Origin of the sequence: Ferrovibrio xuzhouensis, from assembly GCF_042648965.1 — a bacterium.
Lineage (GTDB): Bacteria > Pseudomonadota > Alphaproteobacteria > Ferrovibrionales > Ferrovibrionaceae > Ferrovibrio > Ferrovibrio xuzhouensis.
On record NZ_JBHRYJ010000002.1, the window covers coordinates 531,981 to 548,459 of the forward strand.

The following is a 16,479-nucleotide window of genomic DNA, read 5'->3' on the forward strand; positions in this document are numbered from 1 at the left end:
GGCGGCTGAAGTCTCCCCCTGCGGCAGCCGGAAACCGCCCCGGACGGGCCGTCCAAACGCCTCAGTTCTTTCGGGAAACCGGCATTTCCGCGGCTTCGGGCCGGCGCGCCGCCACCCCTGCGCTCCGGGCCAGCGCCCGGGCCAGATGGTCGGCCCAGCACAGGTAACCCAGGTCGTTCTGGTGCAGGCCGTCGGGCGACAGGATATCGGTCTGCCGCAGCTGCCCGGACTTGACCCAGGCCTTCATGGTGGCGAAGCGGCGGAACAGGGCGACGCCGTTTTCGGCGGCGACGTCGCGCAGGATAATCTGCATGGTCTTCCAGTCCGGATCGGCCAGTACCCTGGGGGCATATTGCAGGTCGATCAGCACCACGTCGGTGCCGGCGGCTTTCAGTTCGGCGATGCCGGCGGCGATGCGGTCGCGGTATCGCATGACGCCCTGCGAGCGCAGCACGGCATTGGTGCCGAGCTGCCACAGCACCAGGTCGGGCTTGTGGTCGATGACATCGGCGCGCAGGCGCTTTTCCATCTCGTCAATGTCCTGGCCGTTGATGCCGCGGTTGAGCATTTTCACCGGCCCGCCACCCAGCACCTGCGGCCACAGCCGTTCGAGCTGGGCGGTATAGCTATGTTCGGGCGAGGAGGCGCCGGCGCCGCCGGTCGACGACGAGCCGAGCGCCACCACGGTCACTGCCTCGTGACGGGCGAGCCGGGCCGCCAGCCGGGGCAGCGGCTGGCCGAGATCAAGCAAAGCGTCAGGGGCATGGCAGGGCAGCGGGTTGCGTTCGGCGGCATGGCCGTCGGCCGCCGACAGCATGGCGAGCGGCGCAGCCAGCAACAGCCCGGCCAGCAGCAGACGGGGTACGGCGCGACGAAAAGGGCGGCGGAAGACCATGCGGCAGGGGCTCATTGCGGCGGCAGCCTGGCGGCCCGGGCGATCATGTCGGCCAGCAGGCCGGCAATGCAGCGGTTCTGCGCCTCGGCCACCAGCATCTGCATGGCCAGATCGTCGGTACGGGTGTCGAAGGTGCCGTTATCGGCCCAATGGCGCATGATGTCGAAGCGCGGGAAGATCACGACATCCTCGGCATTGCCGAGCTGGCTCATTACCCGGTCGTAGGGGGCGACATCGACCATCACCGACAGCCGCATACGGTACTGCGGCGCCATCAGCACCACGTCGATGCCGGATTTACGCAGGGCGGCGATGCCGTCTTCCAGCGCGGCGCTGAAATCGTTGATGTCGATCTGCTGCGCGGCATCGACATTGCCGGTCTGCCACAGCACCAGGTCGGGCTGCATCGGCGCCACGGTTCTGGCCAGCTTCTCGGCCATCTGCATGGCGGTATGGTTTTTTTCCGACAGGTTGTCGATCTGCAGCAGGACGCCGGGCAGGCGGGTTTCCAGCGCCGCTTGCAGGCCGGCGGCATAGGAGCGCGGCAGGCCCTTGGTGGTCGGCATCGACGAACTGGTGCCGAGCACCACGACGTGCACCGGCAGGCGGGCCTGCAGCTTTTTCGTCACCTGCGGCAGCGGCGTGTCGACGAAGGTCAGGCTCTCGGGCACGGCGCAGCGCGTGTCGCTATCGGCAGCAGCGCCCGTCGCAGGCAGCAGCCATGCACTGCCCGGTGCCAGCACCAGCACCAGGGCGATCGCCGCCCGCCGCAACAGCCTTGTCATGACCCCACCCCGCCGGCAGCCTTGCCGCCCTCGGCCTGCTTATACCATTTCAGCAGCCCGGCGAGAGCCACCATCAGTACAATGCCGGCAAGGCTGACTGCCACCTGTGCGAGCAGGCCGCGTGCAATCTCGCTAAGAAGGAAATGTGCGGCAAACGACAGGAAGATGCCGGCACAGAAGACATGCAGTGAATGCTGGCCGCAGAGCACCAGCGGCTGGGCGATGCGCCAGGTCAGGAACCGCGATTCCGGTCGCACCAGCAGGATCACCAGCCAGGCCTGGGCGAAGAAATGCAGCAGCCGCCAGACATCCATCTCGGTCTTGTCGATCGGATAGAGCACCCGGGCCAGCCAGCGCGGGATATAGACCGACCACGGCTGGTGCAGCCAGGTCAGCACGATCAGGAAGGAAAACAGCAGGTAGAGCACGGCCAGCACGGTGACCGGCCGGCGTGGCAGCAGCTGCAGCCAGGGCGCCGCATGGCGGCGCATGGCGCACCAGGCGCCGAGGATGAACAGGAACTGCCAGGCGAAGGGATTGAAGAACCAGCCGCCATGCGGATAGGCCGGCAGGTTCCAGTGAGTGAACTGCACGACAAACCACAGCACGAAGGAGGTGGCCAGCACCAGCGCCGGTCGCCGCATCATCAGCCACATCACCGGCGGGAAGGTCGCCATCAGCGCGATATACATGGGCAGCACGTCCATGTTGACCGGCTTGAACTTCAGGATCAGCGCCTGCAGCATCAGCACCTGCGGCGCTTCGAACAGCGGCCCGATATTCATCTCTTCCGCCAGCGCCTCGTTGTAGCGCGTCGCCAGCCAGGCGATCTGGGCGACGAAGATGATGAACAGGAAGATATGCGCGGTGTAGATCTGCCAGACCCGCTTCCAGATCCGCGCCATGCCGACCACGAAACCCTGCTTCTGCATGGCGCCGCTGTAGGCAAGGAACACCGAATAGCCGGAGATGAAGACGAAGACCTCGGTGGCGTCCGAGAAACCGTAATTGCGGTTGGAAATCCAGCTCACCACATTGTCGGGAATGTGGTTGAGGAAGATGAAGATCAGCGACACCCCGCGGAAGAAATCGAGCCGCAGGTCGCGCACCTTCGGCGCCGGCGCCGGCGCACGGGGCGCCGTGGCGGCGGGCGTGACGGGGGCTGCGACGGCATGCGGCAGGCCGGCCTCGGCCATGACAGGGGTATCCTCCGGGGTATCCGCCTGTTCGGCATCATGCCGAAGCGCTAGAATGGCGTCCATGCCCCTCCCGCCCCGTCGAGCCGCCATGCCGCGAAATTTCCGGTCACTCCGCTCCCTGTCCCTGCCGGCCGCCTTGCTGGCTTCCGCAATGCTGATGGCTGCATCGCCGGCCCGTGCCGCCGATCCGCAGCCCGGCAGCCTGCCACCGGACGCCATCCCGCATGCATCGGTGCTGATGTTCCACCGCTTCGGCGAGAATACGGTGCCCAGCACCAACATCCGCCTCGACCAGTTCGATGCCATGCTGGCCGCGCTGAAATCCGGCGGCTATCACGTGCTGCCGCTGCCCGAGATCGTCGCGGCGCTGAAAGCCAACAAGCCGCTGCCCGACCATGCCGTGGCGCTGACCGCCGATGACGGCTATGTCTCCAGCTTCACCGAAGGCTGGCCGCGCATGAAAAAGGCCGGCCTGCCGTTCACCCTCTTCATCGCCACCGGTCCGATCGACCAGCATCTGCGCGGTTATCTCACCTGGGACCAGATCCGCCAGATGAAGAAAGAGGGCGTCACCATCGGCGCCCACAGCAACGACCATCCGTCGCTGCCGGCGCTGACGCCTGAGGCGATGAAGGCCGATCTCGACACCTCGATGAAACGCTTCGAGCAGGAAATCGGCGAACGGCCGAAGCTGTTCGCCTGGCCGTTCGGCGAGTGGGACACCAGGAGCATGGCCGTGGTGAAAGCCATGGGCTACGACGCCGCCTTCGGCCAGCAGTCCGGCGTGGCGCATGCGAAGCACGACCTGTACTGGTTGCCGCGCTTTCCGATGAACGAGCATTACGGCTCGGTCGACCGCATGCTGATGGCAGTCAACGCCCTGCCGCTGCCGGTCAGTGACATCACGCCGGACGACGTGCTCATAAAGCTCGGCCAGACCGAGAACCCGCCGGCGCTGCGCTTCACCGTGCTGCCGGGGCTGGAGCGCATGAAAGAGTTGCTCTGCTATACCGGCCCGGGCGACCGTATTGCCTTGAAGGACCTTGGCGGCAACCGCTACGAGGCGAAACCCGACAAGGCGTTCCAGCCGCCGCGCGACCGCATCAGCTGCACCCTGCCGACCGCCGAGAAGAGCCGCTTCCGCTGGTTCGGCATCCAGTTCACGGTACAGAAGTAGACGCCTGCACTTCCGCAAGATTTGTCAAAACCGGCCATGCTAGCGTCTGCCTCGGTTGATCATCACCGAGGCCCGCCATGCCCGAACTTGCACCCGAAGACAGCGCCAGCCAGGCCGGCTATATCCGCCGCTTCGCCCGCGTCATCGACTATATCTATGCCCATCTCGACGAGGCGCCGGATCTCAACACGCTGGCCGAGGTGGCGGCCCTGTCGCCCTGGCACTGGCACCGCATCTGGCAGGCGGTCTACGGCGAATCCGTCGTCGGCACGGTGAAGCGCCTGTGGCTGCAGCGTGCGGCTGCCGATCTTACCCATAGCGACCAGCCGCTCGAGGCGATCTGGCCGCGCGCCGGCTATGCCAGCCTCGCCGCCTTCAGCCGCGCCTTCCGCGACGCCTACGGCCTGCCGCCGGCGGAATACCGCAAGACCGGCAGCCATACCCGCTTCACCCAGCCTGCCGCCCGTACCGGAGACTTCGCCATGCGCACCGTCGAAATCCACCAGCTTGAACCCGCCGCTCTGGCCGTGATCCCGCACCAGGGCAGCTATATGGAAATCGGCCGGGCCTTCGAGACCCTGTTCGGCACGCTGGCTGCCCGCGATCTGCTGCGTCCAGGCCTGTGCATGAAGGGTCTGTTCTATTCCGACCCGACATCGGTACCCGAGGCCGACCTGCGCTCGGCAGCCGGCATCCTGCTGCCCGATCCGGCGTTTCCCGTCGCGCCGCCGCTGGAGCGCGCCTTCCTGCGCGGCGGCGATTATGCCGTGCTGCGCCACAAGGGACCCTATTCGGATATGAGGGCCGCCTATGACTGGCTTTATGGCGAATGGCTGGTGCAGTCGAGCCGCGAGGCCGCCGATGCGCCGGTCTTCGAGGATTACCTCAACAATCCGCGCGAAGTGGCGCCGACTGAACTGCTGACCGATATCTGCCTACCATTGAAGTGACATGGCGGCCGGGCCGCCCGGCCACCGCTTCTGCCGGCCGGGCGGTCTGGCGGTTACCGGGTTATTGCCGCCGCCGGTTTCCGTCCGGCCCGCGCGAATTGCTCTTTACCGCCGCGAGGATTCCTGCGCGCAGTGAAGCGGCTCGCCCCGAGGGGCCGTCCGGCCCCATCCCCAGGAGACCGCCACGATGCTTTCCCTGCGCCCTGCCTGCCGCCTGCTGCCGCGTCTTGCCTGTCTTGTCATGGGTCTCGTGCTCGGCGCTGCTGCCCCGGGCACGGTCGCATCGGCCGAGACGACCAAGGTGGCGAAGCCGATGGAAAAACTGCCGGCCGGCTTTCATGCCGCCACGGCCAAGGTGAACGGCACCACGCTGTATTACCGTATCGGTGGCAAGGGCAGCGCGGTGCTGCTGCTGCATGGCTATGCCGAGACCGGCCATATGTGGCTGCCGGTGATGGCCGAACTGGCGAAACGCCATACCGTGATCGTGCCCGACCTGCGCGGCGCCGGTGCCTCGGCCAAGCCGGAGGGTGGCTATGACAAGAAAACCATGGCGCAGGATGCCCATGCCCTGGTCGCGGCGCTCGGTCAGAAGCAGACGGTCGTGGTCGGCCATGACATCGGCCTGATGGTCGCCTATGCCTATGCGGCGCAGTTTCCGCAGCAGACGACAAAGGTCGTGCTGATGGATGCCTTCCTGCCCGGCATCGGCGACTGGACCAAGGTCTGGCTGCTGCGCGACCTGTGGCATTTCCATTTCTACGGCAAGACGCCGCTGGCGCTGGTGCATGGCCGCGAGCGCATCTATTTCGAGCATTTCTGGAATGACTTCGCCGCCGACCCGAAGCATTCGCTGCCCGAGGCCGATCGCCGTTTCTATGCCGCCGCCTATGCCCAGCCCGGCGGCATGCGGGCGGGTTTTGAATACTTCAAGGCCTTCGAGCAGGATGCGAAGGATTTCGCCGGTTTTGGTGCCACCAAGCTCACCATGCCCTTCCTGGTACTGGCCGGCGAAAAGGCATCGGGGACCTTCCTGATCGAGCAGGGACGCCTGGTCGCCGAGAATGTCGATGGCCGCGTGGTGGCCGGATCGGGCCACTGGCTGATGGAGGAAGCGCCGAAGACGACGATTCCTGCCCTCGTCAGCTTCATCGACTGAGCGCGGTGAAATTTTCTGTCTTGACGCTGGCGGACTTGCCGCTTACCGTCCGCAGCACCATGCAGCGCATTATTCTCACCGTCGTCGCTATTAAGGTTACCGCCACCGGCGGGGAGCCTGGTCGATGCGCGTGAGCAGATAAGCACAGCACAGACAACCAGGGGCCCCGCCGGCGACGGACGGGGCCCCGGTCGTTTCAGGGTTCCGTCTTTCCCCGGCAGGCTTCCGCCGCTACGGAAAACCACGGAGACCCGCCATGAACAGCCTGAATCCAGAGTTAAGACCGGACCGCCTGCAGGACCCGGATGTCTATGACCATCGCGTGCTGGGCACGCGGCTCGACCTGTTCCACCAGCAGGAGGAGGGGCCGGGCATGGTGTTCTGGCATCCGCGCGGCTGGGCGCTGTATCGCGTGATCGAGGATTACATCCGCCGCCGCATGCGCGAGGCCGGTTTCGCCGAAATCCGCACGCCGCAGCTCTTGAGCTACAGCCTGTGGGAACAGAGCGGCCATGCCGACAAGTTCGCCAACGAGATGTATCGCCTGAGCAGTCACTCTTCCGGGGCAAACCGGCCTTTCGCACTGAAGCCGATGAGCTGCCCCGGCCATGTCCAGGTGTTCAACAAGGGCCTGCGCTCGGTGCATGACCTGCCGTTGCGCTACTGCGAATTCGGCGCCTGTCACCGCGACGAGCCATCGGGCGCGCTGCAGGGCCTGATGCGCACGCGCAGCTTCACCCAGGACGATGCGCATATCTTCTGCACGGAAGAGCAGGTCGAAGAAGAAGTGCAGCGCTTCTGCGAGCTGCTGCGCGGCATCTACAGCGATTTCGGCTTCGGTGCGCCGCTGGTGTTCTTCTCGACGCGGCCAGCCAAGCGGGCCGGCGACGATGCCACCTGGGACCGCGCGGAAGCGGCGCTCGCCTTTGCTGCGCGCAAGGCCGGGCTCGATTTCGCCATCCGCAACGGCGAGGGCGCCTTCTACGGGCCCAAGCTGGAATTCCATCTGCGCGACAGCCACGGGCGCAGCTGGCAATGCGGCACGGTGCAGCTCGATTTCGTGCTGCCCGAGCGGCTGGAGGCATCTTACGTCGGCAGCGATTCACAGCGCCGGCCGCCGGTGCTGATCCACCATGCCGTACTCGGCAGCCTCGAACGTTTCATCGGCATGCTGCTGGAACACCATCGCGGTGCCTTGCCTTTGTGGCTGGCACCCGAGCAGGTGCTGCTCGCCAGTATCGGCCCCGAGCAGGTCGGCTATGTGCGCAAGGCAGCGGCCGTGCTCGGTCGCGAGGGCTACCGCGTCGCCGTCGACGACCGCCGCGAGCGGCTCAGCCGCAAGATCGCCGAGGCGCACGACCAGGGCGTGCCGCTGGTCGCCGTGGCGGGCGAGCGCGAGATGGAGCGCGGCAGTGTCAGCTTACGCTGGCGCAACGGCCGGCAGGAGGAGATGCCGCTAGCGGAGGTCGGCCGGCGTTTCCGCGCCGAGGCGTTCCGGTAGATGGCGTATCCAAAACACAACTTGTCACCCTCGGGCTTGACCCGAGGGTCCCATTACTAAATGGGATGCCCGGGTCAAGCCCGGGCATGACGGGGTTGGTTATGGTTCCGAGGCTGAAACCTCAGAACGAATAGGCGAGGATCAGTTCGCCGAGCCAGATGGTGCGGTCGTTGGCATCGGTGCTGCTGGCGGCAAGTTCCTGCTGGCGACCCTTGCCGCTGCTGGCGGCGCCGACCAGGCCGGAGATATTCAGCCCGGGTACCGGCGTGGCCCATTCGGCATAGGCATTCACCTCGTTCATCAGGCTGCTGTCGCTGACGCCCGACGGCTTCTTGTCATAGTCGAACATGTAATAGATGACGCCGACGGCGAGGTCGTCCGTCGGCTGTGCCCGCAGATGCACCGACTGGCTGTTCAGGTTGCTGTTGCCGACAACATAGTTGCCGGTGATCTCGCCCTGGGTCCAGGTACCCCAGCCGCGCGCACCGCCGGCGGTATACAGTGAATCCCAGGCATGATTGGTGCCGTCGTTGCTGTTGTTGTCGCCGCTGAACGAGGCATAGCGGTAGCTGATCCGCGGCGTCCACGGCAGGGCCGAGAAGGTATACTGCGGCTCGACATACCAGGCATGGGCGCTCAGCTTGGCCGCGGCATCGTTGTTACGCTCGACGGCATATTCCGAATACAGCCCGAAATCCTTGAAGCCATCGCCCAGGCTGCTGAACAGTGCGCCGCCGGTGCGGGCGGCAAAGACATTCATGCCGTCACGCGACGCGGCAACGCCGCGGTCGGCGTCGTAGAGATGCATGGCGGTGCCGCCGACATACCAGGCGCGGTCGTCGTATTCGAAACGGCCCTTGTCGCCCTCGGTGGAGCCGAACCATTCGACATTGGCGCCATACAGCTTGGTCGCTGCCGCGTCGCCGCCGCGCATGCGATCCTGGTTGACGGTGCCTTCGAGATGGAAGACATCGGCGCGCACCGGCGCGGTGTTGAGCCGCAGGATGGCGGTGCGGTCGAAGGCGACGCGCGGCGACAGGATGGTGGCGCCCCGCTTCTGGCCCTCGATGGTGCCGTCCTGGATCAGGAAGCCGTCGCCGATGCTGAAATCCTGGCGGCCGACCGAGAGGTCGAGGCCGTCATCGCCCAGTTCCGACAGGCTGTCGCCGGATTTCCAGCCAAGGAAGTAGTTGTCCAGCGCGGTTGCGCTCGGCTGGTCCGAGGTGGTCGAATCGGCCGCCGCATCGCCGTTGCCGCGGGTGGCTTCGCCGACGATGCGCAGGCCGCCATAGAGGCTGCCGGTGCCGATATCGAGGCTGGCATCGGCCTTCGGCGCGATGAAGCCCTCGAACCAGTCGCGGCCGCCATTGCGCTCGCCGGTGCGCGAATTGCTGCCGGTGCCGTTGCCGGCATTCTTCACGCCGTAATAGGCGAGGCCGGCATCGACGCCGAGATGGAGGTCGAGGGCGCCGGCCTTGTAATTCAGGCCCGAAGGCTCGTCATCGCCGGCCCGGGCGGGGCCGGCCAGCGTAACGGCGGCGGTGAGTGCAGAGGCGGCAAGGAAAGCGGCGCGACGGTGGCGCGGCAGGCTAGGCATCACTGGTAATCCCCCAATTGGTGGCTGGCGTCAGCGGTCTGACAACGAGGCATCGGGCCTTTGCTAACGCGACTGAGAACAATTAGCAAGAATGTTGAATGTTACATTATAACACTAACCATAGGTCCGTGTGCTTGTCCAGAGCCGGCCTATCGACTAGAACCGGCGCACTTTAAAAGTTCGCGAGGAGAGTTCCCATGCGCCCCAGCGGCCGCACCGCCGACCAGATGCGCCCCGTCCGGCTCGAGCCGGGCTTTGCCAAATATGCCGAGGGTTCCTGCCTCGTGAAATTCGGCGAAACCCATGTGCTATGCGCCGCCACGGTGGAAGAGCGCGTGCCGCCCTTTCTGCGCAATACCGGCCGCGGCTGGGTGACGGCGGAATACGGCATGCTGCCGCGCTCGACCCACAGCCGTACCGAGCGCGAGGCCTCGCGCGGGAAGCAGTCGGGCCGTACCCAGGAAATCCAGCGCCTGGTCGGCCGGTCCTTGCGCGCCGTGACCAATCTCGAAGGTTTCGGCGAGCGCCAGATCCGGCTGGACTGCGACGTGCTGCAGGCCGATGGCGGCACCCGCACCGCGGCGATCACCGGCAGCTGGGTGGCACTGTATCTCGCCTTCGCCGGCCTGGTGAAGCAGGGCGCGATTGCGCAGATTCCGCTGATCGGCCAGGTCGGCGCGGTCAGCTGTGGCCTGTCCGACGGCAACCCGGTGCTCGACCTCGACTATGCGGAAGACTCGACTGCCCAGGCCGATGCCAACTTCGTGCTGACCGACAAGGATGCCATCGTGGAAGTGCAGGGCACCGCCGAGAAGGACCCTTTCTCGGAAGAGCAGTTCACCGCCATGCTCGGCCTTGCCAAGAAGGGCATCGCCGAACTGATGGTGCTGCAGCGCCAGGCGGTGGGGAAGTAAGCCCCGATGGCGGCGCGGCGCTTTGCCGGCGATACGCTCGTCATCGCCAGCCACAATGCCGGCAAGGTGCGCGAGATCGGCGACCTGCTGGCGCCCTTCAGGGTGCGCGCCGTCTCGGCCGGCGAACTTGGCCTGCCGGAGCCGGAAGAGACCGGCGAGACCTTCGTCGCCAATGCCGAGCTGAAGGCGCTGGCTGCTGCGCAGGCCGCCAACCTGCCGGCGCTGGCCGATGATTCTGGCATGGCGGTGGATGCGCTGGACGGCGCGCCGGGCATCTATTCGGCGCGCTGGGCCGGCGCCAAGAAGGATTTCAATTACGCCATGGACAAGGTCTGGCGCGCGGTGCAGGACAAGGGCACCGAGCCGCCGATTCGCGCCCAGTTTATCTGCGCGCTCAGCCTGGCCTGGCCGGACGGCCATATCGAAACCTTCGAAGGCATCGTCGCCGGCCGCCTCGTCTGGCGGCCACGTGGCGTTTACGGCTTTGGCTACGATCCGATGTTCATGCCGGAGAGCGAGGTGGAAAGCGGCCAGCTGCGCAGCTTCGGCGAGATGCCGCCGGAGGAAAAGCATGCGATCAGCCACCGCGCCCGGGCCTTCCGGCTGTTGATCAATGCCTGCTTCGACTGAGGTACTGACGACGACCGCACCACGCCGCGGCTTCGGCCTCTATGTGCACTGGCCGTTCTGCGTCTCGAAATGCCCCTATTGCGACTTCAATTCGCATGTGCGCGAGCGTGTTGATGCCGCGCGCTGGCAGGCAGCCTACCTAGCCGAGCTTGATCACTATGCCGATGCCGGTATCGGCGCCGGCGAGATGGTGACCTCGGTCTTTTTCGGCGGCGGCACGCCGTCGCTGATGCCGCCGGAGACGGCAGCGGCGATCCTCGACGCAGCCCAGCGCCGCTGGCGTTTTGCCGACGACGTCGAGATCACGCTGGAAGCCAATCCGAATTCGGCCGAGGCCGGCAAGTTCGCCGCCTTTGCCGCGGCCGGCATCAACCGCCTGTCGATCGGCGTGCAGAGCTTCGACGCCGATGTGCTGAAATTCCTTGGCCGTGCCCACGATGCCGGCGAGGCGCGCACCGCCATTGCGGCGGCCGCGCAGGCCGTGCCGCGTTATTCCTTCGACCTGATCTATGCCCGGCCGGGCCAGACGGCAGAGAGCTGGCGTGCCGAGCTGGGCGACGCCCTGCAACTCGCCGGCGATCACCTGTCGCTCTATACGCTGACCATCGAGCCGAATACCGGTTTCGCCGGCGCGGTGGCGCGTGGCGTGCTGCAGCCGATGCCGGCCGACGACCAGGCCGCGCTCTATGACCTGACCCAAGAGATCATGGTGCAGGCCGGCATGCCGGCCTACGAGATCAGCAATCATGCCCGCCCTGCTTCAGAAGGACGGCCGGGCGGCGAGAGCCGGCATAATCTCGTCTACTGGCGGTCGGGCGACTATCTCGGCCTCGGCCCTGGCGCCCATGCGCGTATCCGGCGCGGGCCGGCATGGTCGGCCGTGCAGAACCGCCGCAAGCCGGAGGCCTGGCTTGAGCAGGTGGAAGCCGCAGGCCATGGTCGCGAGGCCGAGACACCGGTCAGTGGCCGTGAGCGTGCCGAGGAGGCTCTGATGATGGGCCTCAGGCTCAGCGAGGGCGTCTGGACGGAGAATTTCCGCGCCGCCTGCGGGCTTGACCTCGATACCGTGGCGCCGGTGGCGCGCACAGCGCCGCTCGAGGCTGCCGGCCTGCTGATGCGCAGCCCGGAGCGCCTGGTGGCGACGGCGGAGGGCCGCGCCGTGCTCGACGGCCTGCTGGCGAGACTGCTGGCGTAGAAAGAAATGGGACCCTCGGGTCAAGCCCGAGGGTGACGCTTCTTAATTATTCATTGTCATGCCCGGGCTTGACCCGGGCATCCCATTTCATTCCCACAGACTCAACATCTGGCCTTCGTCGGGCTTCGCCTGGCCGGCCAGTGTCGCCTGCCAGGCGGCTTCGACGCTGGCCGCACCGCTGCCCTCGATGACGGTGAGCCATTTGCCGGCATGGGGCAGGAAGTCGCCCATGGCGTCGCCGAAGCGGGTATCAATGCCGCCGCGGCCCCAGTCCTGGGTGCGCTTTTTGATCCGGTCTGGTGCGAAGAAGAAGACCGGTTTCGGTCCCGGCAGGTTCTTGCCCGGCGGGTTCATCTCGCGATGCGACAGGCCGACGGCGCAGCTGTATTTCAGGGCCTCGCCGAAATGCTGGTGGATCGTCGTGCGCACCGCCGCACTGCCGGCGAAATCGACATACACGGCGGGTTTTGTCGCATTGAGCTTTGCGATGTCGTCATAGAGCAGCACACGGTCGTAGCAGCCGAGTCCCTCGACGAAGGCGCGGTTGCCGGCCGAGGTCAGCCCGATCACCTCGGTCTTGCCGCGCCGGCGCAGCAGCCAGGCCAGTCCGAAGGCGGTTTTCGACGAAGCGCTGGACAGAATCACTTGGCCAGCGCCGAAGAAATCCTCGTCGGCGAGAAAATCGTCGATCAGGAAAGCCGTGATGAACAGGGGGCGTAGCAGCGCTTGCAGGCCCTCGCGGTCGGGCAGGAAGGCGGCGTCGCCGGTGGTGCGGACATAGAAGTTATAGGCCGGCGGCAGCGCCTTGCGGTGTTCAGTGGCATCGACAAAGCTGTTGTCGGTCAGTTTCACCGGCTGCAGCACGGCATGGGTGGCCATCGGGAAAAACCCGAAAATGCGTTCGCCGGGGCCGATGGCCTCGTGGCGGCTGTCGGTCACATCGGCGAAACCCCAGACCGGCACGACACCCAGATTGCTCTCCTGGCCGTTTCCGGCGGGAAAGAAATTCCAGTAGGCCATGCGCTCGCCGAGCTCGGCATAGGTGATGTTGTTGGCCGTGAAGGCGAAGCTGTCGACCTTCAGCAGGATTTCGCCCGGCTGCAGGTCGGGCAGGGGTGCGCTCAGGGTTTTCGCCTTGCGCAGGTCAGACTTGTCGATCACGAAGCGGGTCATGCTCGCGGTCATCGGTTTCCTCCAGTGCTCACAGTGTCCGTGCTCATTCTAGAGTGCCGGATGCGGCCTTTCCGTGACATTTTTCCGACCCGCAGGCGGGTCGGCCGCATTTTATTCGGCCGGCTGCCGGGCCTTGGCGGACTCCGGTTCATCCGCGACGTCATCTGCGTCATGCGGCCCCTTGGGCAGGTGGCGGCTAACGAAGCGGCCGAGGTCGTCCAGGTAGGTGAAGATCACCGGGGTGACGATCAGGGTCAGCAGGGTCGAGGAGATCAGGCCGCCGATCACCGCATGGGCCATCGCCGCGGTCTGCCTGGCACCCTCGCCGAGGCCAAGCGCCAGCGGCATCATGCCGAAGATCATCGCCATGGTGGTCATCACGATGGGGCGCAGGCGGATCTCGCCGGCCTCGAGGATCGCCGTGGCGCGGTCGCGGCCCTCGCGACGGGCCTGGTTGACGAAGTCGATCAGCAGGATGGCGTTCTTGGTGACCAGGCCCATCAGCATGATCAGGCCGATCACCGAGAAGATATTGAGCGTCGAACCCCAGGCCCACAGGCCGGCCACCACGCCGAACAGCGACAGCGGCAGCGAGGCCATGATGGCAAAGGGCTGCAGGAAGCTGGCGAACTGCGAGGCAAGGATCAGGTAGATGAAGATCACCGCCAGCAGCAGGGCTGCCGCCGCATAGCCGGCCGATTCCTTCATGTCCTTGGAAGCGCCGCCGAACCAGAAGTGATAGCCGGGCGGCAGTTTCATCTGTTCCAGCTTGGCCTGAATCTCGCGGCTGGCCTCGCCGACCGTGCGGCCCGAGGTGGTGGCGGTCAGCAGCACCTCGCGGGCGAGGTCGCGGCGGTTGATCTGGGTCGAGCCGGTCGAACGCTGCACCTTCACCACCTGCGACAGCGCGATCATCTTCGGATTGCCGTCGGCATTCGTCTGGTTCGATGCCACATAGATGCGGTCGAGGTCGGGCAGGCCGGTGCGGTCGTCCTGTGGCAGGCGGACGAAGACGTCGTAATCCTCGTCGTCCGGCGCGCGCCATGTGCCGGCTTCCTCGCCGGCCAGCAGCGGACGCAGCGTTGCGGCAATCGAGGCGAGGCTGAGGCCGAGGTCGGAGGCGAGCTGGCGGTCGATGTCGACCGCCACCGTCGGCTTGTTGGCCTTCAGGCTCGATTCGAGGTCGACCACGCCGGGCACGGTGCGGATGATCTTCATCGCCTCGCGCGACAGGCGGTCGAGCTCGGCAATGTCCTGGCCCTTGAGCGCGACCATGATCGGCTTGTTGAGGCCGCCGCCGAGATTGGGCAAGCCGATATTGATGTTGTCGATGCCGGCGATCTGCCACAGGCGGTCACGGATCGGTTGCGCCATCTGCTGCGGCGTGCGTTTGCGCTGGTCCAGCGGCACGAAGCGCACATACAGCGTGCCGACATTGCGTCGGGCGAAGCCGCCGGCATTGATCGAGGCCACGGTATAGTCGATTTCCGGGATTTCCTTCAGCGCCGCCTGGGCCTGGCGGATTTTCGCCGTGGTGTAGTCGAGCGACGAGCCCGGCGGCGTGGTGATCTCGACGAGGATTTCCGACAGGTCGGGGTCGGGGACGAATTCCGTGCCGATGCGACCCGAACGCAGGATGGCGACGGTGGCTGCGAAGCTGAGCACGGCCAGCAGCAGCACCGCCCAGCGCCAGCGCAGGCTCCAGCCCAGCAGCCGGCGATAGAAGCGGGCGACGCGCTCCATCCCCTTGTCGATCAGGCCGATGGCGCGGCCGAAGGGGCCGCGTTTCGCATCCGGCTGGCTGTCCGGGTCATACCAGACGCTGGACAGCATCGGGTCGAGGGTGAAGCTGACGAACAGCGAGATCAGCACGGCGACCGTCACCGTGATGCCGAACTGCAGGAAGAAGCGGCCGATGATGCCTTCCATGAAGGCTACCGGCAGGAACACCGCGACGATGGTAAATGTCGTCGCCATCACGGCGAGGCCGATCTCGGCAGTGCCCTCCAGCGCCGCCCGCCGGTGGCTCTTGCCCATGTTGACGTGGCGGGTGATGTTCTCGCGCACCACGATGGCGTCGTCGATCAGGATGCCGATGGCCAGCGACAGCGCCATCAGGGTCAGCTTGTTGAGCGTGAAGCCGGCGGCCCAGACCGCGCCCAGGGTGCCGATCACCGCGATCGGCAGGGTCAGGCCGGTGATGATGGTGCTGCGCCAGGAATTGAGGAACAGGAAGACGATCAGGATGGTGAGGATACCGCCCTCGATCAGGGTATGCTGGGTGCCGTTCACCGAAATCAGGATCGACCGGCTGTCGTCGCGCACGAACTGCAGATGCACGTCGGACGGCAGGTCCTTTTCCAGTTCCTTCGCCGCCTGCTTGAGGCCGGTGATCACTTCCAGCGTGTTGGCGCCCTGCACCTTGATGAATTCGATGGTCAGCAACTGCTGGCCGTTATAGAGCGCGATGGCCTCCTGCTCCTCGGTGCCGTCCTGCACGGTGGCGACATCGCCAAGATAGACCGGGGCGCCGCCGCGGCGGGCGACGATCAGGTCGGCCAGCTTGCGCGGATCGACCACGCGGCCTTCGATCTGCACGACGAATTCGGTGCGCGCCTGGGTCAGGGTGCCGACCGGCAGCTGCTGGTTCTCGTTCTTCAGCACCGAGACCAGCTGGTCCATGCCGATGCCGTAGGCCTGCATCTTCTCCGGGTTCGGCATCACGTTGATCTGGCGCTTGAGGCCGCCGACGATATAGGCGCGGCCGACGCCGCGCACCGTCTGCAGGCGTTTCAGGATCACCTGGTCGGCCAGCGTGGTCATCTCGCGCAGGTCGCGACGGTCGCTGCGGATGGCGATCGAGGCGATCGGCTGGCTGTCCGGCGAGAAGCGGGTGATCGAGGGATCTTTCACCTCGTCGCGGAATTTCGGGGTGACCTGCGCCACCTTCTCGCGCACGTCCTGCACGGCGGCGACCGGATCGATGCTCAGCTCGAATTCGATGATGACGATGGAATTGCCTTCCAGCGAGCGCGAGGTCAGGGTGCGCACGCCGCTGATGGTATTCACCGCCTCCTCGATCGGCCGGGTCACCTCGCTTTCGACGCTTTCCGGCGTTGCTCCCGGATATTCGGTGCTGACCACCACGATGGGAAATTCGACGCTGGGAAACTGCTCGATGCTGAGCTTGAAATAGGCGAACAGGCCGACCACCAGCAGGGCCGCCATCATCATGGTGGCGAAGACCGGGTTGTTGACGCTGATGCGGGTCAGCCACATGGCCGCCTGTCTCCTCTGGGACCCT

Annotated in this window: 13 protein-coding genes; 7 read left to right on the forward strand and 6 right to left on the reverse strand. The window is 65.9% G+C overall.

All coding sequences use genetic code 11. The features are described from left to right. Positions 1-61: 61 nt before the first annotated feature. The 3 genes from ACFOOQ_RS12665 to ACFOOQ_RS12675 are packed head-to-tail and all read right to left on the reverse strand — an operon-like array spanning position 62 to position 2,876. Positions 62-910, reverse strand: a complete 849-nt coding sequence (locus ACFOOQ_RS12665) for an SGNH/GDSL hydrolase family protein (RefSeq protein ID WP_379726950.1) — start codon at positions 908-910, stop codon at positions 62-64. Next, positions 907-1,680, reverse strand: a complete 774-nt coding sequence (locus ACFOOQ_RS12670) for an SGNH/GDSL hydrolase family protein (protein ID WP_379726953.1) — start codon at positions 1,678-1,680, stop codon at positions 907-909. Before ACFOOQ_RS12670 ends, ACFOOQ_RS12665 begins: the two co-directional genes overlap by 4 nt. After that, a complete protein-coding gene (locus ACFOOQ_RS12675) occupies positions 1,677-2,876 on the reverse strand; it encodes an OpgC family protein (RefSeq protein ID WP_379726956.1) in 1,200 nt (399 codons plus the stop codon). The genes ACFOOQ_RS12670 and ACFOOQ_RS12675 overlap by 4 nt, the downstream gene beginning before the upstream one ends. A gap of 160 nt (positions 2,877-3,036) precedes the next feature. Here ACFOOQ_RS12675 and ACFOOQ_RS12680 point away from each other — a divergent pair, with 160 nt between their 5' ends. From ACFOOQ_RS12680 to thrS, 4 genes are all read left to right on the forward strand, one after another. Next, positions 3,037-4,056 carry a polysaccharide deacetylase family protein gene (locus ACFOOQ_RS12680; protein WP_379726959.1) on the forward strand — a complete coding sequence of 340 codons (1,020 nt, stop codon included), beginning with the start codon at positions 3,037-3,039 and terminating at the stop codon, positions 4,054-4,056. Positions 4,057-4,133: 77 nt separating this feature from the next. Further along, the gene (locus tag ACFOOQ_RS12685; RefSeq protein ID WP_379726962.1) at positions 4,134-5,006 is read left to right on the forward strand and encodes an AraC family transcriptional regulator; all 873 of its coding nucleotides are present in this window, start codon (positions 4,134-4,136) and stop codon (positions 5,004-5,006) included. 187 nt (positions 5,007-5,193) lie between these two features. Then, positions 5,194-6,165, forward strand: coding sequence for an alpha/beta fold hydrolase (locus ACFOOQ_RS12690; RefSeq protein WP_379726964.1), 972 nt, complete (start codon positions 5,194-5,196; stop codon positions 6,163-6,165). A 256-nt stretch (positions 6,166-6,421) separates the two neighbouring features. After that, positions 6,422-7,666, forward strand: coding sequence for a threonine--tRNA ligase (thrS, locus tag ACFOOQ_RS12695; protein WP_379726966.1), 1,245 nt, complete (start codon positions 6,422-6,424; stop codon positions 7,664-7,666). A 121-nt stretch (positions 7,667-7,787) separates the two neighbouring features. Here the strand turns inward: thrS and ACFOOQ_RS12700 are convergent, their stop codons facing one another. Then, complete coding sequence (locus ACFOOQ_RS12700) at positions 7,788-9,263, reverse strand: alginate export family protein (protein ID WP_379726968.1); 1,476 nt, start codon at positions 9,261-9,263, stop codon at positions 7,788-7,790. 197 nt (positions 9,264-9,460) lie between these two features. Between ACFOOQ_RS12700 and rph the strand changes: the two genes are divergently transcribed. The 3 genes from rph to hemW are packed head-to-tail and all read left to right on the forward strand — an operon-like array spanning position 9,461 to position 12,002. Beyond that, a complete protein-coding gene (gene rph / locus ACFOOQ_RS12705) occupies positions 9,461-10,177 on the forward strand; it encodes a ribonuclease PH (protein ID WP_379726971.1) in 717 nt (238 codons plus the stop codon). A 6-nt stretch (positions 10,178-10,183) separates the two neighbouring features. Continuing rightward, positions 10,184-10,807 carry an RdgB/HAM1 family non-canonical purine NTP pyrophosphatase gene (rdgB, locus tag ACFOOQ_RS12710; RefSeq protein WP_379726974.1) on the forward strand — a complete coding sequence of 208 codons (624 nt, stop codon included), beginning with the start codon at positions 10,184-10,186 and terminating at the stop codon, positions 10,805-10,807. Then, entirely contained in the window at positions 10,791-12,002 is a 1,212-nt protein-coding gene (gene hemW / locus ACFOOQ_RS12715; protein ID WP_379726977.1) for a radical SAM family heme chaperone HemW, read from the forward strand. Before rdgB ends, hemW begins: the two co-directional genes overlap by 17 nt. A gap of 87 nt (positions 12,003-12,089) precedes the next feature. Here the strand turns inward: hemW and ACFOOQ_RS12720 are convergent, their stop codons facing one another. Both ACFOOQ_RS12720 and ACFOOQ_RS12725 read right to left on the reverse strand, forming a co-directional pair. Then, positions 12,090-13,187, reverse strand: a complete 1,098-nt coding sequence (locus tag ACFOOQ_RS12720; RefSeq protein ID WP_379726980.1) for a DUF2855 family protein — start codon at positions 13,185-13,187, stop codon at positions 12,090-12,092. A gap of 99 nt (positions 13,188-13,286) precedes the next feature. Next, a complete protein-coding gene (locus tag ACFOOQ_RS12725; RefSeq protein ID WP_379726984.1) occupies positions 13,287-16,454 on the reverse strand; it encodes an efflux RND transporter permease subunit in 3,168 nt (1,055 codons plus the stop codon). Positions 16,455-16,479: the final 25 nt, after the last annotated feature.

What these genes read in the sequence shown, in the direction of transcription:
- ACFOOQ_RS12700 (WP_379726968.1), bottom strand. Translation starts at nt 9,263, where the DNA reads ATGCCTAGCCTGCCGCGCCACCGTCGCGCCGCTTTCCTTGCCGCCTCT.
- hemW (WP_379726977.1), top strand. Translation starts at nt 10,791, where the DNA reads ATGCCTGCTTCGACTGAGGTACTGACGACGACCGCACCACGCCGCGGC.
- ACFOOQ_RS12720 (WP_379726980.1), bottom strand. Translation starts at nt 13,187, where the DNA reads ATGACCGCGAGCATGACCCGCTTCGTGATCGACAAGTCTGACCTGCGC.
- rph (WP_379726971.1), top strand. Translation starts at nt 9,461, where the DNA reads ATGCGCCCCAGCGGCCGCACCGCCGACCAGATGCGCCCCGTCCGGCTC.
- ACFOOQ_RS12690 (WP_379726964.1), top strand. Translation starts at nt 5,194, where the DNA reads ATGCTTTCCCTGCGCCCTGCCTGCCGCCTGCTGCCGCGTCTTGCCTGT.
- thrS (WP_379726966.1), top strand. Translation starts at nt 6,422, where the DNA reads ATGAACAGCCTGAATCCAGAGTTAAGACCGGACCGCCTGCAGGACCCG.
- ACFOOQ_RS12670 (WP_379726953.1), bottom strand. Translation starts at nt 1,680, where the DNA reads ATGACAAGGCTGTTGCGGCGGGCGGCGATCGCCCTGGTGCTGGTGCTG.
- ACFOOQ_RS12680 (WP_379726959.1), top strand. Translation starts at nt 3,037, where the DNA reads ATGGCTGCATCGCCGGCCCGTGCCGCCGATCCGCAGCCCGGCAGCCTG.
- ACFOOQ_RS12675 (WP_379726956.1), bottom strand. Translation starts at nt 2,876, where the DNA reads ATGGCCGAGGCCGGCCTGCCGCATGCCGTCGCAGCCCCCGTCACGCCC.
- ACFOOQ_RS12665 (WP_379726950.1), bottom strand. Translation starts at nt 910, where the DNA reads ATGAGCCCCTGCCGCATGGTCTTCCGCCGCCCTTTTCGTCGCGCCGTA.
- ACFOOQ_RS12725 (WP_379726984.1), bottom strand. Translation starts at nt 16,454, where the DNA reads ATGTGGCTGACCCGCATCAGCGTCAACAACCCGGTCTTCGCCACCATG.
- rdgB (WP_379726974.1), top strand. Translation starts at nt 10,184, where the DNA reads ATGGCGGCGCGGCGCTTTGCCGGCGATACGCTCGTCATCGCCAGCCAC.
- ACFOOQ_RS12685 (WP_379726962.1), top strand. Translation starts at nt 4,134, where the DNA reads ATGCCCGAACTTGCACCCGAAGACAGCGCCAGCCAGGCCGGCTATATC.